Genomic DNA, 25,285 nt, shown 5'->3' with positions numbered 1-25,285 from the left:
TAAGATTGCGCCGTGCCCGCCAGCCGGCGGGGCCAGCAGGAAGTCCCCCGATGCGCAACGATCCCTTCTCCCGCTCGTCGCAAGGCCCACAGCGGCGTGGCCTGTTCGGCAACATCCGCTGGTGGGTGCTGCTGCTGGCCGCCGGCTATGCGCTGTTCTACTGGTTCTCCAACCGCACGGTCGATCCGTACACCGGCGAGAAGGTGATGATCGACAGCAGCCTGGACGCGCGCCAGGAAACCGCGCTGGGGCTGCAGGCCTACCAGCAGATCCTGTCGCAGGAACGGCCGATGGACCCCAATGCACCGATCGCGCGCGACGTGCGCGATATCGCCCAGCGCCTGATTGCCAAGGTCGATGTGGTGGAGACCGCGCTGGCCCAGGAGCACGGCGTGCAGCCGGCGCATTTCGCGCGGGATTTCCAGTGGGAAGTGAATGTGATTCCGTCCGACCAGGCCAATGCGTTCTGCCTGCCGGGCGGCAAGATGGCGGTCTACACCGGGTTGGTGCCGGTAGCACGCACCCGCGATGCGATGGCGGTGGTGATGGGGCATGAGATCGCCCATGCGCTGCTGCGCCATGGTGCACAGCGCATGGCCCAGCAGAAGCTGACCCAGATCGGGCAGGTGGCCGGCGCCGCCAGCGGCATGGATGCGCAGCAGCAACAGATGATGATGTCGGCGATGGGCTATGGGTATCTGCTGCCGTATGCGCGCAGCCACGAGACACAGGCGGATGAAGTGGGGCTGATGCTGGCCGCAGCGGCGTGCTTCGATCCCCGCGAGGCGGTGCCGCTGTGGCAGCGCATGGGCCAGGCCAGCGGCGGCCAGTCGCCACCGGAGTTCGCCTCGACCCATCCGAATCCGGGCACCCGCATCCAGAACCTGCAGGCGCTGATGCCGAAGGCGCTCGAGTACCGGCAGAAGTTCTGCGAGCAGGCAAAGTAGGGGGTTGGTCGGCAGGGCTTGCAGCCCTGCACCTGCCGAAGCAACAGCAACAGCAACAGCAGCAGCGTGCATTCCGTGGGATGGCGGGGTGGGTCCGGTTGAGGGGGGCGCTGCAAGTACGTCCATGTAAGCTCGGTCGCCGCATCCATGCGGCTCACGCCCCCTCAACCGGACCCACCCCGCCTTCGACAGATTCTCGCGATCTGTCGGAATGGCGTGGGGTCAGATCCGTTTTCCTACGGAAAACGGATCTGACCCCGAATTGATTCGATATCTGACAGGGATTCATCCACGCATGGCGTGGATCTACCGACCGTCATCGGGAAACTGTCGAGGGTGGGGCGGTGTGGCTGTGCAGGACCGTTGGCGCCATGGATGGCGCCATCGAGCCCCCAGGGGTGAGGGCGCTTCGTTTGCGAAGCACTGCTTCGCAAGCGCCCGAACGCACAGCCGCCAGCGGCTGGGCCGGACCGCGGAGCGGGGTTTACGGCGTGTCCTGCACAGCCACACCGCCCCGCCAAACCATCAGCAATCCAGAGCCGCTTTGGCTGTTGCTTCGGCCGTTGCTTGAAGCCTCTGCAGGTGCAGGGCGCAGCCCTGCCGACCACCCCTTTACTTGACCTGCACGTCGATCACGCCGTCGCCAACGCGGGCCTGCAGCGCGTCACCGGGCTGCACCTGGTCGACCTTCCGTACCAGCGTGCCATCGTCAGTGCGGGTCAGGATGCTGTAGCCGCGGGCCACGGTGGCCAGCGGGCTGACCGCTTCCAGCGAGCGGGCCAGCCCGCGCAGTCGCAGTGCATCGCGCTCCAGCAGGCGCTGCATCGCTGCCTGCGGCCGCCCGCGCAGGGCGGCGAGGCGGCGCTGCATCGCGTCGAGCTGGCGTTGCGGATGGTGCCCGCGCAGTACCGCGGCCGCATGGCGCAGGCGTGCGGCACGGCGCTCCTGCTGCTGGTTGAAGACCGCATGCAGGCGCCGGCCCAGATCGAGCTGACGGCGGCGCAACAGGTCCAGCCGCGCCTGCGGGCTCTGTGCGTTCAGGCGCAGCAGGGCGCGGTCGGCACGCTGCATCGCCTGCTGCATCGCATGCCGTTGCAGCTGCACCATGCGCGCGGCCGTGCGGCGCAGGCGCAGGGCCAGTTCGCGCTGGTCCGGTACCAGCAGCTCGGCTGCCACCGACGGCGTTGGTGCGCGCAGGTCGGCGGCAAAATCGCTGAGGCTGAAGTCGGTTTCATGGCCCACCGCCGACACTACCGGGGTGTGGCTGGCGGCGATCGCGCGGGCCAGTGCTTCATCGTTGAAGGCCCACAGGTCTTCCAGTGAACCGCCGCCACGGGTCAGCAGGATCACGTCGTAGCGGCCACTGGCATCGGCGGCCTGCAGCAGCCGGGTGATCTGCGCCGCGGCGCTGCTGCCCTGCACCAGGGTCGGCAGCAGGTCGACCTCCAACAGCGGGAAGCGGCGGCCGAGCACGCTCAGCACGTCGCGCACGGCGGCGCCGGTGGGCGAGGTGATCACCGCCAGGCGCTGCACGTGCGTCGGCAGCGGCCGTTTGCGTGCCGGGTCGAACAGGCCTTCGGCCTCCAGGCGTGCCTTCAGCTCCTCGAAGGCGCGGCGCAGTGCGCCTTCGCCGGCTTCCTCCATATGGTCCAGCACCATCTGGTACTCGCCACGGGCGTCGTACAGGGTCACCTTGCCGCGCACCAGCACGCGCATGCCTTCGCGCGGCACGAACTTCAGGTACTGCGCCTTCATCCGGAACATTGCCGCGCGCAGCTGCGCACGCGCATCCTTCAGGGTGAAATACAGATGCCCGGAGGCGGGACGCGCCACGCTGCCCAGTTCGGCCTCGACCCAGATCGCCGGGAAGCTGCCTTCCAGCAGGTCGCGGGCCAGGGTGTTGAGCTGGCTGGGGGTGAGGATGTCGTTGTTGCGTGGCTGCATGGGAACGGCGTGCTGCGGGCGGAACGGGGGCTCAGGATCGCACGTCAGCGCACCGTGTGCTGGCCCAGCGCCCACTGCACGTGTTCACGCACCAGCGGCGAGGGATCATCGACGCGGGTATGCAACGCGGCCAACGCTTCGGCCGAGGACGGTGCATTGCCCAGTGCCACGGCGATGTTGCGCAGCCAGCGTTCATGGCCGCTGCGCCGGATCGGGCTGCCTTCGGTACGGCGCAGGAATTCAGCTTCGTCCCAGGCAAACAGCTGGTCCAGACGGGCAGTGTCGAGGTTGTTGCGCGCGCGGAAATCGGCTTCGTCGGTACGCTTGGCGAACTTGTTCCAGGGGCAGACCAGCTGGCAGTCGTCACAGCCGTAGATGCGGTTGCCGATCAACGGCCGCATGTCTTCGGGGATGGCACCGTCGTGCTCGATGGTCAGGTAGGAAATACAGCGCCGCGCGTCCAGCCGCTGCGGGCCGGTGATGGCCTGGGTCGGGCAGACATCGATGCAGCGCGTGCAGGTGCCGCAGTGTGCCGTGGCCGGTGCATCGATCGGCAGCGGGATATCGATGTAGATCTCGCCGATGAAGAACCAGGAGCCGCCATGGCGGTCGATCAGGCAGGTGTGCTTGCCGATCCAGCCCAGGCCGGCATTGCGCGCCAGTGCGCGTTCCAGCACGGGCGCCGAATCGACGAACACGCGGTAGCCCAGCGGTGCCACTTCATCGTTGATCTGCGTGGCCAGCTTCTGCAGGCGGTTGCGCATCAGCTTGTGGTAGTCGCGGCCCAAGGCGTAACGGGCCACGTAGGCGCGGCCCGGGTCGGCCAGGGTTGCCCAGGCTTCGGTGTCGTCCTTGTGGCTGTAGTCCATGCCCACCGAGATCACCCGTACGGTGCCGGGCAGCAGCTCGGCCGGGCGCGCACGCAGGGTGCCGTGGCGCGCCATCCAGTCCATCGTGCCGTACAGGCCCTGGCCCAGCCAGTCGGCCAGGTGCGCCTCGTCCTCGCCCAGCTCGATGCCGGCGATACCGCAGCGCTGGAAGCCATGCGCACGCGCCAGTTCGCGGATGCGCTGCACGGCCTGGGCCGGATCGACGGGGATGGGGGCGGGGGACATGTGCACCAGTATAAAATCCCTGCATGGCCAACCTTGCCGATCTTTTCGATTCCGCTGCCGCGCGTGCGCTTGATGCGCAGGCCTCTGCGCTGGCCGCCGAGGGTGGTTGGGGCCTGATGGCGCAGGCCGGCCAGGCCGCCTGGCAGTGCCTGCTGCAGCATTGGCCGCAGGCGCAGCGGATCGGCGTGGTGGTCGGAGCAGGCAACAACGGTGGCGACGGCCAGGTGCTGGCCCGCCATGCACGGAAGGCCGGGCGCGCGGTGACGGTGATCGCCTTGCCGGGCAAGCCACCGGCGACGTCGCTGGCACAGCGTGCAGCATCGGAATTCACGTCCGACGGCGGCACCATCACCGATTTCGACGGCGCGCTGCCCGAGGCCGATATCTGGGTTGATGCCCTGTTCGGTCTGGGCTTCGACCGTGCGCCGGAAGGCGCGGCGCAGGCGCTGATCGCCGCCCTCAACGCGCAGACGGCACCGGTTCTGGCGCTGGACGTCCCCAGTGGCGTCGATGCCGACCGGGGCGCCGTACCGGGCGAGGCGGTGAAGGCTGCTTTGACCCTGCAGTTCATCGTGCCGCATCGCGGGCTGTATACCGGCGATGCGCTGGATCATTGCGGGCGGAAGGTGTTGGCGCCGCTGCAGCTACCCACGGCCGCATGGCAGGGCGTGTCACCCGCCGCAGAGCACTGGACCCAGGCTCGCTTGCCGGCACTGCTGCCGCCGCGTCGTGCCAATACCCACAAGGGCGAATCCGGGCACGTGCTGTGCGTCGGCGGCAACCATGGCAGCGGTGGGGCCATCGCGATGGCGGCCGAAGCGGCACTGCGTGCCGGCGCGGGACTGTTGAGCCTGGCCACCCGGCGCGATCACGTCGGCCCGTTGCTGGCCCGGCTTCCCGAGGCGATGACCCATGCGCTTGAAGATGGCGATGTGCTGCCGGCACTGCTGGACAAGGCCAGGGTGGTGGCGATCGGCCCCGGCCTGGGCCAGGACGAATGGGCACGCGCAATGTTTGCGCAGGTGTTGGACAGCGACAAACCGCTGGTGGTTGATGCCGATGCGCTGAATCTGCTGGCGCAGGATCCGCGCGCGCTGCCGGAGGCGATCCTTACGCCACATCCGGGCGAGGCCGCGCGCCTGCTCGAGTGCAGTACCGCTGACATCCAGGCCGATCGCTACCGCTGTGCGCAGGCGTTGGCCGAGCGATTCCACGCCGTGGTGGTGCTGAAGGGCGCGGGCAGCATCGTGACGGCGCCCGGGCAGGTGCCACGGCTGATTGCTGCAGGCAACCCCGGCATGGCCGTGGGGGGCATGGGCGACCTGCTCACCGGCATCATTGCCAGCCTGCGCGCGCAGGGCCTGGCCGCCTTCGACGCTGCCGCCGCTGGCGCACTGCTGCACGCGCTCGCCGGCGACGCTGCGGCCGCCGACGGCGCGCGCGGCATGCTTCCCACTGATCTGCTGGTGCCGCTGCGGCAACTGGCCAACCCGGAACGCTCTTCATGACTGAATTCTTCCTTGCCGACAGCGATGCCACCGAACTGCTCGGGCAGTGGCTGGCGGCGACCCGACCGCCGCAGGCGCTGATCGAACTGCGCGGTGACCTCGGCGCCGGCAAATCCACCACCGCACGCGCGCTGCTGCGCGCACTGGGCGTGCAGGGCGCCATCCGCAGCCCCACTTACACCCTGGTCGAGCGCTATCCGCTTGCCAGCGGTGGCGAGGCCTGGCACCTGGACCTGTACCGGATCGGCCAGGCCGGCGAACTCGATTTCCTGGGCCTGGACGAGGGCAGCGCGGTGTTGTGGCTGGTGGAATGGCCGGAACGCGGCGCTGGCGCGCTGCCGCCGACCGACCTGGTGGTGGCGTTGGAGATCGAGGGGCAGGGGCGTCGCGCCCGTCTCACCGGAGCCAGCGACGTCGGACATGAGTGGCTGAAGCGGCTTCCCCAAGGGGGCGACTTGCAGGCCATTTCTGTCGGCTGACGAGAACAAAGACCGGCAGGTTACGGATTATTAAGGAAAAAGGTGTTGCATTCCGTTCAGCGCGGTGATTGAATCCTGAGCCATGCGCCCGGGGAACCGTCTCATCGCTATCTGTGCCGCCGTCGGACTGGGTCTGGCGAGCGTCAGTGCGTGGGCCGGTGAAGTCCGCCAGGTCCTGCTGAATACCGGCGCCACCGGCACCCGTGCCGAGATCTCGCTGGTCGGCAGTGGCGGCTACAAGACGCTTTCTCTGGCCGGTCCGAACCGTCTGGTGGTCGACTTCCCTGACTCCAGCGCCATACGCAACCTGAAGATGCCGGCTGCGCAGGGCGTGGTTACGGCGGTGCGTACCGGACAGCCGGTGCCGGGGACCTTCCGTGTCGTTTTCGACCTCGCTGAATCGGTGGCGCCGTTCCGCCCGCAGATGCAGCGGGAGGGCAATGAATCCAAGCTGGTGATCGAATGGCCGGGCGATGGCCCGGCCGTGGCCGCCAGCCGTCCGGCAGCGACACCGGCGGTGCAGCCGCAGGCACCGGTGGCGACGCCCGGGCCGACCCCGGCTGAAAGCGCACAGTCGCGTTCCGATGCCGCACGTGCGACCGCACTGCTGACCGCGCAGGTGCGGCAGCAGGCCAGTGCCACTGCCGCCACACCGGCCACGCCGACCCCGGCGCCGTCCACCGCGCCGGCCCAGGTTGCGGCGGCCGGTACCGTGGCCAGCAGCTCACCTTCTTCCTCGCCGGCCGCGATCCTGGCCGGCCAGCGCACCGCCGCCGTGGTGACCACGCCGCCGGCTACCGTGCCTGCACCGGCGCCGACGCCGGTGGAACCGCCGCGCCCGGCCATGCCCAGCGATGCCTCGCGCATCCGCATGCAGGCCGGCATGCGTCATCTGGTGGTCGCCATCGATCCCGGCCATGGTGGCCAGGATCCCGGCGCGATCGGCCCGACCGGCAAGCGCGAAAAGGATGTCACCCTGGCGGTGGCGCGTGAGCTGGCCCGCCAGGTCAACGCGACGCCGGGCCTGAAGGCCTATCTGACCCGCGACAGCGACGTGTTCATCCCGCTGCCGATGCGTGCGCAGAAGGCACGTGCAAACAAGGCCGACATCTTCATTTCGATCCATGCCGACGCGGCCGAAAACCGTTCGGCCACTGGTTCGTCGGTATACGTGCTGTCGACCAAGGGCGCCTCTTCGCAGCGCGCCCGCTGGCTGGCGGACAAGGAAAACGCGGCCGACCTGGTGGGTGGCGTGCGCCTGCAGCAGACCGAAGGCACGCTTGCCAACGTGCTGCTGGACCTTGCCCAGAGCGGTTACATGAAGGCGTCTGAAGATGCCGCCGGCCACGTGCTGGGCGGCCTGAAGCGGATCGGCAACAACCACAAGCCGAACATCGAACGTGCGAACTTCGCCGTGCTGCGCACCTCGGACATGCCGGCGATGCTGGTGGAAACCGCGTTCATCTCCAACCCGGACGAAGAGCGCCGCCTGATCGACCCGGCCTACCAGCGCAAGATCGCCGGCGCCGTGCTCGATGGCGTGCACACCTTCTTCAGCCGCCAGCCACCGCCGGGCACGCTGTACGCAGCCCGTGCCCAGGCCGAGATCGACGCTGCCGGGACCATGGCCGGCGGCAGCAAGTAACCCGCCGAAGGCAGGTTGCTGCTTTCTGTAGCGTCGACTGTCAGTCGACTACGCGCGCAGCGCGGGGTTTTCGCCGCCCGGCGGAGGGCAGTCGACTGACAGTCGACTCTACATGCGCAGCCTCCGCTATCATCAACCCATGAAGTCTGCTGCCCATCCTCTCCCATGAGCGCGCCCGGACCGCGCCCGATCCGGCCGTTGCCGGAAATCCTGATCAACCAGATCGCCGCCGGCGAAGTGGTCGAACGTCCTGCGTCGGTGGTCAAGGAGCTGGTCGAGAACGCGATCGATGCCGGTGCCAGCCGCGTTGATATCGATCTTGAAGAGGGTGGTGTCCGCCTGATCCGCATCCGCGACAATGGCAGTGGCATCGCGCCGGAACAGCTGCCGCTGGCGGTCTCGCGCCACGCCACCAGCAAGATCGCCGATCTGGACGACCTCGAATCGGTGGCCACGCTCGGTTTCCGTGGCGAAGCGCTGCCGTCGATCGCCTCGGTCAGCCGCTTTACCCTGTCCTCGCGTCGCGCACATGACGAACACGGTTCGGCACTGCAGATCGAAGGCGGCAAGATCGGCGAAGTGACGCCCCGTGCGCATGCACCCGGCACCACCGTGGAAGTGCGCGAGCTGTTCTACAACGTACCGGCGCGGCGCAAGTTCCTGCGCGCCGAGCGTACCGAACTGGGGCACATCGAAGAGTGGTTGCGTTCGCTGGCGCTTGCGCGACCGGATGTCGAGCTGCGCGTGTCGCACAACGGCAAGGCCTCGCGCCGCTACAAGCCGGGCGATCTGTATTCCGATGCGCGCCTGGCCGAAACGCTGGGCGAGGATTTCGCCAACCAGGCCGTGCGCGTCGACCACAGTGGTGCCGGCCTGCGCCTGCACGGCTGGATCGCGCAGCCGCATTATTCGCGCGCCAGCGCCGACCAGCAGTACCTGTACGTCAACGGCCGTTCGGTGCGCGACCGCAGCGTCGCCCATGCGGTGAAGATGGCTTACGGCGATGTGCTGTACCACGGCCGCCAGCCAGCCTATGTGCTGTTCCTCGAGCTCGACCCGACCCGCGTTGACGTCAACGTGCACCCGGCCAAGCACGAGGTTCGCTTCCGTGATTCGCGGCTGGTGCACGATTTCGTCTACCGCACGCTGAAGGACGCGCTGGCTGATACCCGCGCCGGCATGTCGGCGCAGGAGATCGGTGCGGGTCCGGTGCATCCGGTGGACGCCGCTGCTGCACCGATGACATCGAGCGCGGGCGCATCGGGTTTCGGGCTGGCGCGTGGACCTGCGCCCGGTGCCGGCTCGGGTGGCGGTGGTGGTGGTTTTTCCGGCTGGCGCCCGCAGCAGCCCCTTGGACTGCAGGTGGCCGATGCACCGGCGGCCTATGCCGCGCTGTATGCCGCGCCGGCCGGTGCCGAACGCGGTGCTGCGCTGCCGCCGATGCCGGCCGAGAACGGACTGCCGGTGACCAGTGCCGACGCCGGCGTACCGCCGCTGGGCTACGCGATCGCGCAGCTGCACGGCATCTACATCCTGGCCGAGAACGCAGAAGGCCTGATCGTGGTCGACATGCATGCCGCGCACGAGCGCATCGGCTACGAGCGCCTGAAGAACGCGCACGACGGTATCGGCCTGCAGTCGCAGCCGCTGCTGGTGCCGATCACACTCGCCGTGGGCGAGCGCGAAGCCGACACCGCCGAAAGTGAAGCCGAAACGTTGGCGGCGCTCGGCTTCGAGGTGACCCGTGCCGGTCCCGGATCGCTGCACGTGCGCAGTATTCCAGCGCTGTTGGCGCATGCCGAACCGGAGGGGCTGCTGCGCGATGTGCTGACCGACCTGCGCGAGCACGGCCAGAGCCGCCGCGTGGCCAGCGCACGTGACGAACTGCTGTCGACCATGGCCTGTCACGGTGCGGTGCGTGCCAACCGGCGCCTGACCGTGCCGGAAATGAACGCGCTGCTGCGCGACATGGAAATCACCGAACGGTCTGGCCAGTGCAACCACGGCCGGCCGACCTGGGCCCGTTTTTCGCTGGCGGAGATCGACCGCTGGTTCCTGCGCGGACGTTGAGGGGAGCATCGATGCGTTATCGGGGAATGGGCGGCCTGCTGGCCGCCTTGCTGTTGGCCGCGTGCAGTCCGGCAACACCGCCGGCGCCGAAGGTTACCGAAGATCCGGCCTATGCGGCCGCGCAGCAGCAATGGCGGGTGGCCCGCTACCAGGACCTGACCCGGCCCGATGGCTGGACGGCCCTGGTCGGCCTGCACTGGCTGCAGAACAAATCACACTTCGTCGGCAGTGGTGCCACCAACGGCATCCGCCTGACGGTTGGCCCGGACAAGCTGGGCCTGCTGCGTCGCGAGGGCAGCCAGTGGTGGTTCACGCCCGAAGCCGGTGTGGATGTCAGCCATGATGGCCAGCCGGTGCGCGGCCGCATCCGCATCGACACCGACAAGGATCCGCAGCCAACCCTGTTGGCCTTCGACGGTGGCAGGGGCCAGCTCAGCATCATCCGGCGCGGGCCGCGCGATGCGCTGCGGGTCAAGCATGCCGATGCGCCGGCGCGCCGTGATTTCGCCGGGCTGGAGTACTGGCCGGGTGGCCCGGACTGGCAGGTGCAGGCACGCTTCATCCCGCATCCGGTGGGCAAGACCCTGCCCATTGTCGACATCACCGGCCTGACCACCGAGATGCCCAATGCGGGCGCGGTCGAATTCGAACGCGACGGCCGCACATGGCGGCTGGAGGCGATCGGAGCCACCGGGCAGCCGCTGTTCCTGATCTTTGCCGACCGCACCAGTGGCCGCGGCAGTTATCCGGCCGGGCGCTACCTGGATACCGATGCGCCGGCAGCCGACGGCACGCTACGCATCGATTTCAATCATGCCTACAACCCGCCGTGTGCATTCACCGCCTATGCCACGTGCCCGCTGGCGCCGCCGGAAAACCGGCTGGACCTGCGCATGGAAGCGGGCGAGAAGGCCTACCACCTGTCTGAAGGAGAGGGCTGAGATGCCGTTGAAGGGACTGTTCCGTGCAACGCTGCTGATGGCAGCGTTTGCAATCGCACCGCTGGCACCGGCGCGCAATGCACCGGCCACCGACGCCGCGGCCACGGCGGCGGCCAAGCCGCCGGTGCCGCTGCTGTGGAAGGTGACCGGCCCGGGTGATTCACGCGTATACCTGCTTGGATCCTTCCACCTGTTGAAACCGCAGGACTACCCGCTGTCGCCCGATGTCGAGCAGGCCTTCGAGGCCTCGCAGCGGGTCGTGTTCGAACTGTCGCCGGAGGACATGCAGTCGCCGCAGCTGGCCAGCCGCATGGTGCAGGCTGCCGTGCGCACCGATGGCAGCGAGCTCAAGCGCGATCTCGACGCGGCCACCTGGCAGAAGCTGCAGGCGTTCGCATCCGAGAACAAGCTTCCGTTGGCACAGATGCAGGGCATGAAGCCCTGGTTCGTCGGCCTGAGCATTTCGGTCGGGCAGATGCAGAAGATGGGCCTGGACCCGGCGCTGGGCCTGGACCGTCATTTCATGGAGCGCGCGCAGAAGACCGGCCGCAGGACCGCTGGGTTGGAAGACATCGATACCCAGATCGGCATGCTCGACGGCATGACCGTGCAGGAGCAGCGACAGATGCTGTCCGAGGCGCTGGATCAGGCGGGCAAGGGCGATGAGCAGGCGCGCCAGCTGCATGATGCCTGGCGGCGAGGCGATGAGCGCGTGTTGTGGACGAAGATGGCCGCGGAAATGCGCCAGCAGTACCCGCAGCTTTACCAGCGCATCAACACCGGGCGCAACGATGCGTGGGTACCGAAGCTGCTGCCGTACCTGCAGGCCGGGCAGGGTGGCACGCTGGTGGTGGTCGGTACGCTGCACCTTCTGGGCGGTGACGGCGTGGTCGAGAAGCTGAAGGCGAAGGGCTACAAGGCCGAACGCGTATGCACGGGGTGCAAAGCGAAACGTTGATGCTCCGCCGGGGGCACAAAACAAAGCGGCGCGCCATTGGGCGCGCCGTTTTCGTATCCGCCGGTACATCGGCTCAGCGGCGGGTCTTGCCGCCGGTGCCGGTACCGGGTTCGTTGGGCTTGTTGCCGGTGCCGGTACCGGTGCCACCCGGTCGCGGACCACCGAAACCGGTGCCCATGCTGCGCTGGAATTCCTGCCACAGCTCCAGGTTGCGCTCGGTCAACTGGTTCATCATCGCCCACGGGGTCTGGCCCAGCAGGTTGCCCATCTGCTGGCGGAACTGCTGCTGCTGGTCGAGGAAGACCTGCATGCTGCGCTCCAGGTAGTTGCCCATGAAGCCCTGCAGGGAATCGCCGTAGAAGCGGATCAGCTGGCTCAGCAGCTGGGTGGACAGCATCGGTTCGCCGTCCTGTTCCTGGTCGGCGATGATCTGCAGCAGGACCGAACGGGTGAGGTCGTCGCCGCTCTTGGCGTCACGGACTTCGAAGTCTTCACCGTCCAGGATCAGCTGGCGCACGTCCTCGATGGTGATGTAGCTGGAGATCTCGGTGTCGTAGAGACGGCGGTTCGGATACTTCTTGATGATGCGGGTCGCAGCCATTGAAGCGGTCACTCGTCACAGTAGATGCGAAGCATGGCGCAGTGCAGCAGCCGTTGCAACCGCCTCAGCCCCCGCCAGGCTTGGCTTTCACAGGGGATCATGTTGCGCAACAAGGGTTTGCGTGCTGCGCAGCATGACCATCGGCAGGGGCGGCGGGCGTGCGCCGCCGAGGCCGCCACGGCCGCCGGCGCGGCTTACCAACCCATATGGTGGCCGCCATTGATGTCCAGGTTGCTGCCGGTGATCCACGAGGCTTCCTCCGCCACCAGGAAGGACACCCCGTAAGCGATTTCCTCCGGCTTGCCGAGGCGCCCGGTGGGAATGTCGGCGACGATCTTGGCGCGCACTTCTTCCGGCACCGCCATCACCATGTCGGTCGCGACGTAGCCGGGCGAAATGGTGTTGACGGTAATGCCGAAGCCGGCGTTCTCGCGTGCCAGCGAGATGGTGAAGCCGTGCATGCCGGCCTTGGCCGCCGCGTAGTTGGCCTGGCCGTACTGGCCCTTCAGGCCGTTGATCGAACTGATCTGGATGACCCGGCCCCAGCCGCGGCGGCGCATGCCCTCGATGACCGGGCGGGTGACGTTGAACACCGAATTGAGGTTGGTGTTGATCACATCGTGCCACTGGTCCGCGCGCATGCGATGGAACGTGGTGTCGCGGGTGATGCCCGCGTTGTTGACCAGGATCTCGACCGGGCCCAGCTCGGCCTCGACGGCGCGCACCAGCGCTTCGGCGCTGCCTGGATCGGAGACATCGCCCGGGAAGATCGACACGCTGTAGCCGCGTTCGGTCATTGCCTGCTGCCAGGCGCGGGCCTTGGCCTCGTCGCGGTAGTTGGTGGCGACCCGGTGGCCCTGGTCGGCCAGGCGTTGGCAGATGGCGGTGCCGATGCCGCCGGTTCCGCCGGTGACCAGTGCGACGCGAGATGTCATGGAGTGTTGTCCGGGTGTCGGGTGGGGGAAGGGGGATTCTGCAACATCGGCGCGGAAAGTGCGCCGGCTGGCAACAGGATGTCGGTCCGCGGCAGTCGTGCCGGGTCGAAGGCCTGCCGAGCGGTGGCCAGCAGCGTATCCAGGTCGTGCGCAGGTTCCAGCGCCCCAGGTGCCTGGCCGAGCAGCTTCCAGAGCTGGCGCAGCACGGGCAGCGGGTGCGAACTGTCCACCGGCAGCGCCGCCAGCGACTTGGACAGTTTGTGGCCCGGCGCATCCAGCAGCAGCGGCAGGTGCCAGTAGCGCGGCACCGCCAGCCCCAATGCCTGCTGCAGCAGGATCTGCCGCGCCGTGGAGTCGAGCAGGTCGGCGCCGCGCACCACTTCGGTCACTCCTTGCGCGGCGTCATCGACCACCACCGCCAACTGGTAGGCCCAGCAGCCATCGGCGCGGCGCAGCACGAAGTCGCCGACTTCGGCGTGCACGTCCTGCTGCTGCGGGCCGCGCAGGCCATCGTCGAAGTGCACGATGCTGCCCGGTGGCACGCGGAAGCGGACGGCAGGGTCCGGTCGAAGTTGCCGGGCGACGCAACGATGGTGGATGCCGCCGTTGGCGGCCAGGTCGCTGCGGCTGCAGTGGCAGACAAAGGCCTGGTCGCTGGCCAGCAGCACGTCCAGCGCGGCCTGGTAGGCCTCGCCGCGGGTGCTCTGCCAGAGGATCGGGCCATCGTGGACCAGGCCGAACGCTGCCAGCGCCCGCAGCTGTGACTCGGCGGCGCCGGGCACGGTGCGTGGTGGATCGACGTCTTCGATGCGCAGCCGCCACAGGCCGCCGTTATGTCGCGCGAGCAGCCAGCTGCCGAAGGCGGCGAGCAGGGATCCGGGATGGAGCAGGCCGGTCGGCGAGGGCGCGAAACGACCGCAGGGAATAGGGGAGGTCATGCTGGCTGAATCGTCGGTCAGGTTGGCGCTTGAATTCAAGCTGACCACACCGCAAATTGACCGGTATCGACCCCTTCCGAGCCGGATTTTCCCATGTTTACCCGCATTGCCCTGTTCCTGGCGACCAACTTCGCGGTCCTGATTCTCGCCAGCATCGTGATGTCGTTGCTCGGGGTCAATCCAAGCCAGATGAGCGGCCTGCTGGTCATGGCCGCGATCTTCGGCTTCGGTGGCTCCTTCATCTCGCTGCTGCTCTCCAAGTGGATGGCCAAGCGCTCCACCGGTGCGGTGGTGATCACCGAGCCGCGCAACCAGACCGAGCGCTGGCTGCTGGCCACCGTCGAGCGCCAGGCCAAGGCGGCCGGTATCGGCATGCCCGAAGTAGCGGTGTACGAAGGCCCGGAGATCAACGCCTTCGCCACTGGCGCCAACCGCAACAACGCGCTGGTGGCGGTGTCCACCGGCCTGCTGCACAACATGAGCGAAGACGAGGCCGAAGCGGTGCTGGGCCACGAGATCGCCCACGTCGCCAACGGTGACATGATCACCATGGCGCTGCTGCAGGGCGTGCTGAACACCTTCGTGATCGTGCTGGCCCGCGTGGTCGGCGGCATCATCGACAGCGCGCTGTCGGGTAACCGCGAAGGCGGCGGCCGTGGCTTCGCCTATTACATCATCGTGTTCGTGCTGGAGATGGTGTTCGGCCTGTTCGCCACCATGATCTCGATGTGGTTCTCGCGCCACCGCGAGTTCCGCGCCGACGCCGGCGGTGCCTCGCTGGCCGGCCGCCAGAAGATGATCGCCGCGTTGGAGCGGCTGCAGCTGAACCACGGCCAGAGCACGCTGCCGACCCAGATTGCCGCTTTCGGTATTGCTGGTTCGACGGCGAAGAAGCTGTTCATGAGCCATCCGCCGCTGGAAGAGCGCATCGCCGCGCTGCGGGCGTCGACGGTGGCGTAAGTCTCCGTACTTCTACGGTAGTGCAGGAACGCCTGGCCCCGCGCCGGGCGTTTTTGTTTGCGCGGTGCATTGCTGATGCCGGATCGTGCCCGGCGGATCGTTTCCGCGCCTGCGGGGAGGTGTCACTTTCTTTGCTCGTGCAAAGAAAGTAACCAAAGAAACACGCCGCCAGGGCGCGAGCCGACGTGCTGCGCACGCCGGTACCCTACGCTCCTCGGCCCGTCGAGGGACGGTGCGGGAACTCGCTGCGCTCAGACACCCGCACCTCTTCGCCCTCGCCGGACCTGCGGTGCTCGGCTCGCTTGAAGGCGGACTGGAAAATCAAGATCAAGGGCAACAGCATCCACGCATGGCGTGGATCTACTGGGTGCAGCTGTGGCATTTGACCTTGGGTCCGCCTTGAGCGAGCCGAGCATCGCAGGGGAATCAGGGGCGAAGAGGCGCCGGTGTCTGAGCGCAGCGAGTTCGGCGCCGTCCCCTGATTCACCGAGAAGCGCAGGGTACCGGCGCGTAGCGACGGCTCGCGGCTGGCGGAGCGTTTCTTTGGTTACTTTCTTTGCGCGCAAAGAAAGTGACACCCCTCCGCGGTCGCGGAAATGACTCTCCGTGCGCACAAACGAAAACGGCACCCTCGCAGGTGCCGTCTCCATGAACCGCATTACGCGAAACCTCAGAACTTCGCGTCGAACTCCGCCGCGTAGCCAGTGTTCACCAGCACCTTCTGCAGCGACTCGGCCACCTTCAGGTTGCCGGCAACGATCTGGTGGGTCTCCGGGCCACGGTTGTCCATCCGGCCCAGGGTCGCGCCCTTGAAGTCGCAGACCTTGCCACCCGCCTCGCGGACCAGCAGCAGGCCGGCAGCGATGTCCCACGCCTTCACGCCGGCTTCGAAATAGGCGTCGGCGCGGCCGCAGGCCACGTAGGCCAGGTCCAGCGCGGCCGAACCGGTGCGGCGGATGTCCTCAGCCTGGACCAGCAGGGTGTCGACCGACTTCAGCTGCGCGCTGGCGCGGCTGCGTTCGCGCGGGGCGAAGCCGGTGTGGATCATCGTGCCTTCCAGATCCTTGCGGTCGGCCACGCGGATGCGGCGGTCGTTCAGCACGGCGCCGGCGCCACGGCTGGCGGTGAACAGTTCATTGCGCAGCGGATCGAAGATGACGGCATCGGTCGGCTCGCCGTTCTCGACCAGGGCGATCGACACGCAGTAGTGCGGCACGCCGCGCAGGTAGTTGCTGGTGCCATCCAGCGGGTCGATGACCCACATCTGGCGGCGCTCGCCCTGCACGCCACCTTCTTCACCGAAGATGCCGTAATCCGGGTAGGCGCGCTTGAGTTCCTTGACGATGACCTTTTCCGCGTCCGCATCCACTTCGCTGGCGTAGTCCATCCGGCCCTTCTGCACCACGTTCAGTGCCTCGAGCTTGTTGATGTTGCGCAACAGGACGTTGCCGGCGAGGCGGGCGGCCTTGACCATGACGGTGACGGCGGGTTTCTGCATGGCGTGGGCTCCCGGAAAGGCAGAAGAGATGGACTGGCGGGGGAAAAGAGCGGGTCCGGCGCAGTGGCCGGCCGCACAGTTTACCATTGGTCATCGTCCAGCTCGACCTTTTCCCTGTTCATGTCCCAGTTTCCCGCCGCCACCCGCCTCCGATTCGTCCTGGTCGGTACCCAGCACCCCGGCAACATGGGGGCTGCCGCCCGCGCCCTGAAGACCATGGGCCTGGCCCGCCTGGTGCTGGTCGCCCCCGAAAAGCCGCTGGACGAGGAGGCCTTCCGCCGCTCGGCCGGTGCCGAAGACGTGCTGGGGGACGCTCCGGTGGTGGCTACCCTGGCCGAGGCCGTGGCGGATTGCCGCCTGGTACTGGGTTGCACGGCCCGTGCCCGCCGCGTCCAGCTGGAGGAGTACCTGCCGGCCGATGCCGCTGCCCGTGCGGTGGCCAAGGCGGGCGAAGGTGCCGAGGTCGCACTGGTATTCGGCCGCGAGCGCACCGGCCTGACCAACGAGGAGCTGCAGCTCTGCCACGCCGCAGTGCACATCCCGTCAGACCCGGAGTTCAGCTCGCTCAACCTGGCCGCCGCCGTGCAGGTGCTGGCGTACGAAACGCGCATGCAGCTGCTGGGCGCGCAGCCGGCCGCCGACGCCGAGCCGGGCTTCCGCGAACAGGCCGCCAGCCATGAGCAGATGGAGAGCTTCTTCGCCCAGCTCGGCGACACCCTGGACGAGATCGATTTCCACAAGGGCCGCGCGCCGGAATCGGCGATGCGCAAGCTGCGCCGCCTGTTCCTGCGCAGCGAGCCGAGCGAGCAGGAAGTGCGCCTGTTGCGCGGCATCCTCGCCGATACCCAGCGCATGGCGCGTCTGGCCCAGGCCGGCAGCAAGGACAGCTGACGACGTTCTCATTTTTTCGGGTAGTCTGTCTGGATACCCAGGGGGGATGACGTCTGTGTCGGGTCTGCGAAAGGCAATGCAGGGGGGACTGCTGAGCCTGGCCATGGTCCTGCTGGCCGGAGCCGTGCATGCGGCACCGGATCCGGTGCTGGTGCTGGGCCGGATCAGCGATGACCCCCAGGCTCACTACGAGCAGCTGCAACCCCTGCTGGACTACGTGGTGGCGCGCATGCATGACGTCGGCATCCAGGAGGGGCGGGTACTGATGGCCCGCGACCCGCAGCAGATGGCCAGCTATCTGCGGCGGGGACGGGTCGACTGGGTCACGGAAACCTCCGGTACGGCGGTGGCACTGGGCCAGCGCAGTGGTGCGCGGCCGCTGCTGTTGACCGAGCGCAACGGGGTGCGCGAATACCAGACGGTGTTCTTCGTGCGCAGCGACAGTCCCATCCAGCGGGTGCAGGATCTGCGCGGCCATCGCCTGGCCCTGCAGAACACGGCATCCACCAGCGCCTACCTGGTACCGGTGATGACTCTGCTGAACCATGGCCTGTCGCCGCAGATCCTGGCCGGGGTCTGGGACGTGCCAGGGCGTGACAGCGTGGGGTATGTGTTCGCGCGCAGCGAGTTGAACATCGCGACGTACGTGCACAAGGGGATGGCGGATGTGGGGGCGGTGAGCAGCGTGGACTGGAACGACGAGCGGCGGGTGCCGGCTGCATTCCGGCGCGATTTCCGCGAACTGCTGCGCACCGAACCCTATCCGCGTGCGGTGGAGATGGTCCGCGCCGACCTCGATGCCCGGGTGCGCGACCGCCTGCAGGAAGTCCTGCTGCAGGCCGCCAGCGACCCGCAGGCACAGGGCGCGTTGCATCGGTTTTTTGGCACTTCCGGTTTCCACCGTGTCGATGCGCATGCGCAGCAGCGGTTGGATGAATTGAAACAAGGATTGACGCGCGTGCGGATGGAAGTGGAATGAAGTGGCTCGGCTCGGGGATGCAGGCCCGGTTCCTGCTGGCGATGGGCGGAGCGATGGTCGTGGTGGTCGCCATCCTGGCGGTGCTGCTGGGGCGCCAGACGGCGATGCAGAGCGAGGTGCGCACCCTCAGCGGTGGCGTCATCCATGAATTGTTCGACCGCAGCGTGCGCAGCCGCGGCGAGGCGATGGCACGCGAGTTGTCCGATGCGCTGGCCAACCCGCTGTATTACCGCGACCTGGACCAGGTCGGCGTGCTGGTGCGCAGCACGGCGCGACAGCCGGTGGTGCGCTATGTACTGGTGTTCGACGAGCGTGGCCGGCTGGTGCACGACGGCTCGGTCGAGGTCCCGGGATTCGGCCAGCCGATGGCCGATCCCCTGGCGCCCAAGGCTGCGGCGGCGCAGGCCTTGCTGGTGCAGGAATCGCCGAAGGTGCTGGACAACACGATGCCGATCATGGTCGGCAACCAGCGCATCGGCGGCGTCCGCGTCGGCATGGCGCTGGACGAAGTACAGCAACGCGAGCAGGCGGCCAACGCCACCCTTGGCGAGCGCCTGCAACTGGTCGGCAGCCGCCACCTGGGTTGGTTGCTGCTGATGCTGGGGTTGCTGGTGGTGATCGGCGTGGTGGTGATCCTGTACGTGCAGCGCACGCTGGTCGCGCCGATCCGCGATCTGGCCGCGGCCGCGCGCCGCATCGAGGCCGGTGACTACCAGACGCCCCTGGCCGAGAACACCCGTGACGACGAAGTGGGTGAGCTGGTGCGCGGCTTCGCCCGCATGCGCGATGCGATCGCCCGCCATGACCGTGAAGTGCGGCGCATGGCCTATACCGACGCGCTGACCGGGCTGACCAACCGGCTGGCATTCCGCGAAGCGCTGGACCATCGGCTGATGGCCGCGCGTGCCGCCAATCACCGGTTGGGCCTGCTGTTCGCCGACATCGACGATTTCAAGCGGGTCAACGACACGCTTGGCCATGAGGCCGGTGACGAGGCGTTGCTGCAGTTCGCACAGCGCATCGGCCGCGCCGTTGCGGAGGCAGGCGGCGACGAGGCCCTGCTGGCCCGCTTCGGCGGTGACGAGTTCGTGATCCTGGTGGGCGACGGTGATGTGGCCGCCAACGCGCGGCTGCTGGCCGAAGTGCTGGTGCGCGAGCTGGGCAGGCCGCTGGTGGTGCAGGGCAGGGAGCTGTTCCTGGGCACCTCGATCGGCGTGACCCTGTTCCCCGACGATGCGGCCGATGCGACCACCCTGTTGAAAAACGGCGACATCGCCATGTACCAGGCGAAGATGGCCGGCAAGAACTGCTATCGCTACTACAGCCGGGCGATGGACCACGCGGTCGAACGTCGCGTGCATATGGAACAGGAGCTGCGCGGCGCCTGGGAGCGAGGCGAACTGCGCCTGGCCTACCAGCCGATCTTCCGCATGCGCGACCGCCGCATGGTCGGCGTCGAAGTGCTGCTGCGCTGGCAGCATCCGACCCTGGGCACGATACCGCCATCGGTGTTCATCGAGGTGGCCGAGCAGAGTGGTCTGATCGAGATCATCGGCCCGAAAGTACTGCGTGCGGCCTGCATGGAGGCCTCGCAGTGGCCGCGCGGGGCGGCCGGGGACGACCTGTTCGTGTCGGTGAACGTGTCACCGCGGCAGCTGCGCGGCGGCGAACTGCCGGCGCTGGTCGCGCAATGCCTGCATGAGTCCGGGCTGCCAGCGTCGCGCCTGCATCTGGAGCTGACCGAGACCGCGGTGATCGGTGACGAGATGGTCGCCGCGCAGCTGCTGGACAAGCTGCACCGCACCGGCGTGAAGGTATGGCTGGACGACTTCGGCACCGGCTTCTCCGGGCTCAGTCATCTGCGCCAGGTGCCGGTGGACGGCGTGAAGATCGACAAGAGCTTCGTGGCCGACATGCAGCGTGATCCCGACGACCTCGCATTGACCACGGCGATCATCGCCATGGCCCACGCGCTGGGCATCACGGTGGTGGCCGAGGGCATCGAGCAGCAGGCGCAGTTCGAACTGCTGGCGCAGCGCGGCTGCGATCTGGGGCAGGGCTACTGGCTGAGCCACCCGGTCACCGCCACCGAAGTGGTGCGGATGATCGAATCGGGCGTTTGACCGATTGACGTTGTGCCGGGGGTCATCCCTTTTCCGCAGGAAAAGGGATCTGACCCCGCTACGGAATTACACCGGGCGCTTGCTCGGGTCGCCGGGCAGTTCGCGCACCAGCTTCGGGACCAGATAGCCGGACAGGCGCGCGGTCAACCCGGCAATCAATGCCTTGGCCCGGGTGTCGTCCACTTCGAAGTGGGCCACGCCCTCGACCCGGTCCAGCTGGTGCAGGTAGTAGGGCAGCACGCCGGCGGCGAAGCTGCGCTCGCTCAGGTCCTGCAGGGCCTGCACGCTGTCGTTGACCCCGCGCAGCAGCACCGCCTGGTTCAGCAGCTGGGCGCCGATGCCGCGCAGGCGGGCCATCGCCGCGTCCACGCTGGCGTCGAATTCGTTGGCGTGGTTGGCGTGGACCACGATGGCCAGCGGCCACGGCAGGCCACCCAGCCAGGCCAGCAGTTCCTCGTCCACGCGCTCGGGCAGCACGATCGGCAGCCGGGTATGGATGCGCAGGCGGCGGATATGCGGGATCGCGCGCAGGGCGTCGGTCAGCTCGACCAGCTTGTGCGTGGCCAGCGACAGCGGGTCACCGCCGGACAGGATCACCTCGTCGATGTCCGGGTCGGCGGCGATGGCGGCTACGGCCTCCTGCCAGCCGCCCTTGGCAGCGTTTTCCGCGCCATAGTCGAAGTGGCGGCGGAAGCAGTAGCGGCAGTTGATCGCACAGCTGCCCGTCGCCACCAGCAGGGCGCGGCCACGGTACTTCTGGATGACGCCGGTGGCCTTCTTGGCCGCACCATCACCCACCGCATCGAAGCTGAACCCGGGCGCCGGGCGCATTTCCTCGTCGATCGGCAGCACCTGCCGCAGCAGCGGATCGGCCGGATCGCCCTTGCGCATGCGGGCCACGAACCCCTCCGGCACGCGCAGCGCGAACTGGGCCATGGCCGCTTCGGAGACGCCCAGTGCCGCCGGGTCCAGCTGCAGCCGGGCCAGCAGCGCCTGCGGGTCGCGCAGTGCCTGGCGCCAGAGCTGCTGCCAGCGCGCGGGCGCGCCTGGCGACTGGGGCCGGGGGAAGGCGGAAAGCTGCATGGAGAGGGGGCCTGCGGTTATCATGGGGGCAGAAAAACAGTCGCCCACCGGCATCCGGTGGGCTTTCCATTCTAACGGCTCGCCGCACCCGCGGCGTTTTTGCCACTCAGGAGTTTACGCATGGCCAGCTACGGCATGAACGACGTCAAGAACGGGATGAAGATCCTGGTCAACAACCAACCGGCCGTCATCATCGACACCGAATACGTCAAGCCGGGCAAGGGCCAGGCCTTCACCCGCGTGAAGTACCGCCTGATCAAGGACGGCCGTACCCAGGAAGTGACCATGAAGTCGACCGACTCGCTGGATGCAGCCGACGTCGTCGATACCGACATGAACTTCATGTACAGCGACGGCGAGTACTGGCACTTCATGGACCCGGAATCCTTCGAGCAGGTCCAGGCCACCAAGGCCGGCATGGGCGGCGCCGAGAAGTGGCTGAAGGGAGAGGAGTCCTGCGTGGTCACCCTGTGGAACGGTGAGCCGATCTTCGTGCAGCCGCCGAACTTCGTCGAGCTGAAGATCACCGAAACCGATCCGGGCGTCCGTGGCGACACCTCGGGCGGCGGCGGCAAGCCGGCCACGCTGGAAACCGGCGCCGTGGTCCGCGTGCCGCTGTTCGTGAACCAGGACGAAGTGATCCGCGTCGACACCCGTTCGGGCGAATACTCCGCACGCGTCAAGTAATCCGGCGCAGCCGGATTACGATAGTGCCGGCCGCTGGCCGGATACGCGCCATCGCGTTCGCGCTGGCGCTCCCATGATCTGCTTCGGCAGATCATGGGCCCCGCTTCACGGGTCTCCAGACCCCGCCGCTTCGCGGCAGCCCCTGACTCAGGGGCGTGTCCCCCAGAAGTATCTCGCCGCCCCCCAGCCAGTGAGCCCGCATGAGCGATAGCCCGCACCTCCCCGAAGCCTGCGACCTGCTCATCGAAGCCGGTTACGTCGTTCCGATCGAGCCGCATGCGGTGGTGCTGGAAGACCATGCCGTTGCCGTGCGTGGCAGCGAGATCGTGGCCATCCTGTCGCGTGCCGAGGCGCGCGCACGGTTCCGCGCCACCCAGGTGGTCAGCCGCCCCGAGGCGGCGCTGATGCCGGGCCTGGTCAATGCGCACACGCACAACCCGATGACCCTGCTGCGCGGCGTCGCCGACGACCTGCCGCTGATGACCTGGCTGCAGCAGCACATCTGGCCGGTGGAAGCGGCGGTGATCGGCCCCGAATTCGTCGCCGACGGCACCACCCTGGCCATCGCCGAGATGCTGCGCGGCGGCACCACCTGCGCCAACGAGAACTACTTCTTCGGCGATGTGCAGGCCGCCGTCTACAAGAAGCATGGTTTCCGCGCGCTGGTCGGCGCGGTCATCATCGATTTCCCCACCGCCTGGGCCAAGACCGACGACGAGTACTTCGCCAAGGCCGGTGAACTGCATGACCAGTGGCGCACCGATCCACTGATCGGCACCGCGTTCGCGCCGCATGCGCCGTATACGGTCAACGATGCCAACTTCGAGCGGGTGCGGATGCTGTCCGACCAGCTCGACATGCAGGTGCACCTGCACACCCACGAGACCGCGCAGGAGATCAACGATTCGATCAAGCTGCATGGCCAGCGCCCGCTGGCGCGGCTGGATCGCCTCGGCCTGGTCAATGACCGCCTGATCGCGGTGCACATGACCCAGCTGACCGATGCGGAAATCCACCTGTGCGCCGAGCGTGGCGTCAGCGTGGTGCACTGTCCGGAATCGAACCTGAAGCTCGCCTCCGGTTTCTGCCCGGCCTGCGCCCTGCAGCGTGCTGGCGTGAATCTGGCGATCGGCACCGACGGCTGCGCCAGCAACAACGACCTGGACATGTTCAGCGAGAACCGCACCGCGGCGATCCTGGCCAAGGCCGTGGCCGATGACGCCACCGCGCTGGACGCTGCGACCACGCTGCGCGCGTCCACCCTGGGCGGTGCCCGCGCGCTGGGCTTCGGCGAGCGCATCGGTTCGATCGAAGTCGGCAAGCAGGCCGACCTGGTCTGCGTCGACCTGTCCGCACTGGAAACCCAGCCGCTGCACAACGTGCTGTCGCAGCTGGTGTACGCCACCGGCCGCCAGCAGGTCAGCGACGTCTGGATCGCCGGCAAGCCGAAGCTGGTGCAGCGCGAGCTGGTCGGCATGGACCTGCCGGGCATCATCGCCAACGCGCGCCAGTGGCGCGAGCGCATCCGTCATATCCGCGCCTGAACCCCGGCGCCGCAAGGACTCCCTCATGACTGCCCCCCACGCTTCCTCCAATTTCGATCAGGCCGAGCTGGACAAGTTCGCCGCGCTGGCCAACCGCTGGTGGGACGCTGACGGCCCGCAGAAGCCGCTGCATGCGCTGAACCCGGTGCGCCTGAAATACGTGGCCGACCGCGTTCCGCTGCGCGGCGCACGCGTACTCGACATCGGTTGCGGTGGCGGCCTGTTGAGCGAAGCGCTGGCCCAGGCCGGCGCCGACGTCACCGCCATCGACCTGGCCCCGGAGCTGGTCAAGGTCGCGCGCCTGCATGCGCTGGAAAGCGGCGCCAAGGTCGATTACCGGGTGCAGGCCGCCGAGGACCTGGCCGCCGAGCAGCCGGGCAGCTTCGATGTGGTGACCTGCATGGAAATGCTGGAGCACGTGCCAGACCCGGGCGCGATCATCGAGGCCTGCAAGCGCCTGCTGAAGCCGGGCGGCCACCTGTTCCTGTCGACCATCAACCGCACCGCTGCCGCCTTCGCAGTGGCGATTGTCGGTGCCGAGTACGTGGCGCGGCTGCTGCCCAAGGGCACGCACCACTACCAGGAATTCATCAAGCCGGCCGAGCTGGCGCGCTGGCTGCGCGAGGCCGACATGCAGCTGGTGGACGTCAGCGGCATGGCCTACGAGCCGTGGCGCAACCACGCCCGCCTGAGCAGCCGCACCGACATCAACTACCTGGCCTACGCGGTCAAGCCGGCATGACCTCCGCCCGCTTCCCACGTGCGGTGCTGTTCGACCTGGATGGCACGTTGCTGGACAGCGCGCCGGACTTCGTCGCCACCTGCAACGCGATGCTGGCCGAACGTGGTCGTGCACCCATCGATCCGGCCGCACTGCGCCCGGTGGTGTCGAAGGGCTCGCGGGCGATGGTCTCGGCCGCGTTCCCGGACCTGGATGCCGCTGCGCGCGATGCACTGATCCCGGAATTCCTGCAGCGCTATGAAGCGTTGATCGGCCAGCACGCAGTGCTGTTCGACGGCGTGGCCGGCATGCTTGCCGCGCTGGATGAGGCCGGTACGGTGTGGGGCATTGTTACCAACAAGCCTGAATACCTGGCGCGCTTGATCCTGCCGCAGCACGGCTGGCAGCAGCGCTGTGCAGTACTGGTCGGTGGTGACAGCCTGGCCGAACGCAAGCCGCACCCGCTGCCGCTGCTGCACGCTGCGCAGGCCATTGGCATTGCCGCCGAAGACTGCGTGTACGTGGGTGACGACGAGCGCGACATCATCGCCGCACGCGCTGCCGCCATGCCGTCGGTGGCGGCGCTGTGGGGCTACCGCCTGCACAGCGACGACCCGCTGGCCTGGCAGGCCGACGTGCTGGTCGAGAACGCCGAACTTCTGCAACTGGCCAGTCTCTGGCCGACCCGGCCGGCAGCCCCGGCCCAGCCGTAAGGAAT

The 25,285-nt window shown here is 67.9% G+C and carries 22 protein-coding genes; 15 read left to right on the top strand and 7 right to left on the bottom strand.

Annotation, left to right across the window (positions count from 1 at the left end):
• Positions 1-50 precede the first annotated feature (50 nt).
• Positions 51-947, top strand: a complete 897-nt coding sequence (locus AC5P67_RS04270; protein WP_049448381.1) for a M48 family metallopeptidase — start codon at positions 51-53, stop codon at positions 945-947.
• A 612-nt stretch (positions 948-1,559) separates the two neighbouring features.
• Here AC5P67_RS04270 and xseA read toward each other — a convergent pair.
• Both xseA and queG read right to left on the bottom strand, forming a co-directional pair.
• Positions 1,560-2,891, bottom strand: a complete 1,332-nt coding sequence (gene xseA, locus AC5P67_RS04265; RefSeq protein ID WP_099530658.1) for an exodeoxyribonuclease VII large subunit — start codon at positions 2,889-2,891, stop codon at positions 1,560-1,562.
• Between the two features lie 44 nt (positions 2,892-2,935).
• Positions 2,936-4,006: a tRNA epoxyqueuosine(34) reductase QueG gene (gene queG / locus AC5P67_RS04260; RefSeq protein ID WP_005410398.1), complete on the bottom strand. Its 1,071-nt coding sequence runs from the start codon at positions 4,004-4,006 to the stop codon at positions 2,936-2,938.
• Positions 4,007-4,029: 23 nt separating this feature from the next.
• Between queG and AC5P67_RS04255 the strand changes: the two genes are divergently transcribed.
• The 6 genes from AC5P67_RS04255 to AC5P67_RS04230 all read left to right on the top strand — a co-directional run bounded on the left by AC5P67_RS04255 (position 4,030) and on the right by AC5P67_RS04230 (position 11,607).
• On the top strand, positions 4,030-5,514 hold the full coding sequence (locus AC5P67_RS04255) for an NAD(P)H-hydrate dehydratase (RefSeq protein ID WP_495214324.1): 1,485 nt from the start codon (positions 4,030-4,032) through the stop codon (positions 5,512-5,514).
• Complete coding sequence (tsaE, locus tag AC5P67_RS04250) at positions 5,511-5,993, top strand: tRNA (adenosine(37)-N6)-threonylcarbamoyltransferase complex ATPase subunit type 1 TsaE (RefSeq protein ID WP_005410396.1); 483 nt, start codon at positions 5,511-5,513, stop codon at positions 5,991-5,993. Before AC5P67_RS04255 ends, tsaE begins: the two co-directional genes overlap by 4 nt.
• An 82-nt stretch (positions 5,994-6,075) precedes the next feature.
• Positions 6,076-7,638 (top strand): N-acetylmuramoyl-L-alanine amidase, encoded by a 1,563-nt coding sequence (locus AC5P67_RS04245; protein ID WP_099606064.1) that lies wholly within the window; start codon positions 6,076-6,078, stop codon positions 7,636-7,638.
• 165 nt (positions 7,639-7,803) lie between these two features.
• Positions 7,804-9,708 (top strand): DNA mismatch repair endonuclease MutL, encoded by a 1,905-nt coding sequence (mutL, locus tag AC5P67_RS04240; RefSeq protein WP_062606511.1) that lies wholly within the window; start codon positions 7,804-7,806, stop codon positions 9,706-9,708.
• An 11-nt stretch (positions 9,709-9,719) separates the two neighbouring features.
• The gene (locus AC5P67_RS04235; protein WP_065183457.1) at positions 9,720-10,649 is read left to right on the top strand and encodes a DUF1684 domain-containing protein; all 930 of its coding nucleotides are present in this window, start codon (positions 9,720-9,722) and stop codon (positions 10,647-10,649) included.
• 1 nt (position 10,650) lies between these two features.
• The gene (locus AC5P67_RS04230) at positions 10,651-11,607 is read left to right on the top strand and encodes a TraB/GumN family protein (protein ID WP_005410392.1); all 957 of its coding nucleotides are present in this window, start codon (positions 10,651-10,653) and stop codon (positions 11,605-11,607) included.
• A gap of 73 nt (positions 11,608-11,680) precedes the next feature.
• Here the strand turns inward: AC5P67_RS04230 and phaR are convergent, their stop codons facing one another.
• The 3 genes from phaR to gluQRS all read right to left on the bottom strand — a co-directional run bounded on the left by phaR (position 11,681) and on the right by gluQRS (position 14,081).
• Entirely contained in the window at positions 11,681-12,208 is a 528-nt protein-coding gene (gene phaR, locus AC5P67_RS04225; protein ID WP_005410391.1) for a polyhydroxyalkanoate synthesis repressor PhaR, read from the bottom strand.
• A 194-nt stretch (positions 12,209-12,402) separates the two neighbouring features.
• Entirely contained in the window at positions 12,403-13,143 is a 741-nt protein-coding gene (gene phbB / locus AC5P67_RS04220) for an acetoacetyl-CoA reductase (RefSeq protein WP_005410389.1), read from the bottom strand.
• Entirely contained in the window at positions 13,140-14,081 is a 942-nt protein-coding gene (gluQRS, locus tag AC5P67_RS04215; RefSeq protein ID WP_065183458.1) for a tRNA glutamyl-Q(34) synthetase GluQRS, read from the bottom strand. The genes phbB and gluQRS overlap by 4 nt, the downstream gene beginning before the upstream one ends.
• A gap of 93 nt (positions 14,082-14,174) precedes the next feature.
• Between gluQRS and htpX the strand changes: the two genes are divergently transcribed.
• Complete coding sequence (gene htpX / locus AC5P67_RS04210) at positions 14,175-15,041, top strand: protease HtpX (protein ID WP_005410387.1); 867 nt, start codon at positions 14,175-14,177, stop codon at positions 15,039-15,041.
• A gap of 670 nt (positions 15,042-15,711) precedes the next feature.
• On the opposite strand, the gene AC5P67_RS04205 is transcribed toward htpX, so the two are convergent.
• On the bottom strand, positions 15,712-16,539 hold the full coding sequence (locus AC5P67_RS04205) for an inositol monophosphatase family protein (protein ID WP_005410386.1): 828 nt from the start codon (positions 16,537-16,539) through the stop codon (positions 15,712-15,714).
• A gap of 120 nt (positions 16,540-16,659) precedes the next feature.
• Between AC5P67_RS04205 and AC5P67_RS04200 the strand changes: the two genes are divergently transcribed.
• The 3 genes from AC5P67_RS04200 to AC5P67_RS04190 are packed head-to-tail and all read left to right on the top strand — an operon-like array spanning position 16,660 to position 20,532.
• Entirely contained in the window at positions 16,660-17,430 is a 771-nt protein-coding gene (locus AC5P67_RS04200) for an RNA methyltransferase (protein ID WP_005414025.1), read from the top strand.
• A gap of 46 nt (positions 17,431-17,476) precedes the next feature.
• The gene (locus AC5P67_RS04195; RefSeq protein ID WP_049404638.1) at positions 17,477-18,409 is read left to right on the top strand and encodes a phosphate/phosphite/phosphonate ABC transporter substrate-binding protein; all 933 of its coding nucleotides are present in this window, start codon (positions 17,477-17,479) and stop codon (positions 18,407-18,409) included.
• A complete protein-coding gene (locus AC5P67_RS04190; RefSeq protein WP_005410383.1) occupies positions 18,406-20,532 on the top strand; it encodes a putative bifunctional diguanylate cyclase/phosphodiesterase in 2,127 nt (708 codons plus the stop codon). The genes AC5P67_RS04195 and AC5P67_RS04190 overlap by 4 nt, the downstream gene beginning before the upstream one ends.
• Positions 20,533-20,598: 66 nt before the next feature.
• Here the strand turns inward: AC5P67_RS04190 and epmB are convergent, their stop codons facing one another.
• A complete protein-coding gene (epmB, locus tag AC5P67_RS04185) occupies positions 20,599-21,639 on the bottom strand; it encodes an EF-P beta-lysylation protein EpmB (RefSeq protein ID WP_099470238.1) in 1,041 nt (346 codons plus the stop codon).
• 96 nt (positions 21,640-21,735) lie between these two features.
• Between epmB and efp the strand changes: the two genes are divergently transcribed.
• From efp to AC5P67_RS04165, 4 genes are all read left to right on the top strand, one after another.
• Positions 21,736-22,302, top strand: a complete 567-nt coding sequence (gene efp / locus AC5P67_RS04180) for an elongation factor P (protein ID WP_005410381.1) — start codon at positions 21,736-21,738, stop codon at positions 22,300-22,302.
• A gap of 200 nt (positions 22,303-22,502) precedes the next feature.
• Positions 22,503-23,846, top strand: coding sequence for a TRZ/ATZ family hydrolase (locus tag AC5P67_RS04175; protein WP_062607452.1), 1,344 nt, complete (start codon positions 22,503-22,505; stop codon positions 23,844-23,846).
• 25 nt (positions 23,847-23,871) lie between these two features.
• A complete protein-coding gene (gene ubiG, locus AC5P67_RS04170) occupies positions 23,872-24,588 on the top strand; it encodes a bifunctional 2-polyprenyl-6-hydroxyphenol methylase/3-demethylubiquinol 3-O-methyltransferase UbiG (RefSeq protein WP_005410379.1) in 717 nt (238 codons plus the stop codon).
• Positions 24,585-25,280: a phosphoglycolate phosphatase gene (locus tag AC5P67_RS04165; protein WP_005410378.1), complete on the top strand. Its 696-nt coding sequence runs from the start codon at positions 24,585-24,587 to the stop codon at positions 25,278-25,280. Before ubiG ends, AC5P67_RS04165 begins: the two co-directional genes overlap by 4 nt.
• Positions 25,281-25,285: the final 5 nt, after the last annotated feature.

This window comes from Stenotrophomonas sp. YJH_SMC_21 (assembly GCF_059369555.1).
This window is presented reverse-complemented; position numbering and strand designations above follow the sequence as displayed.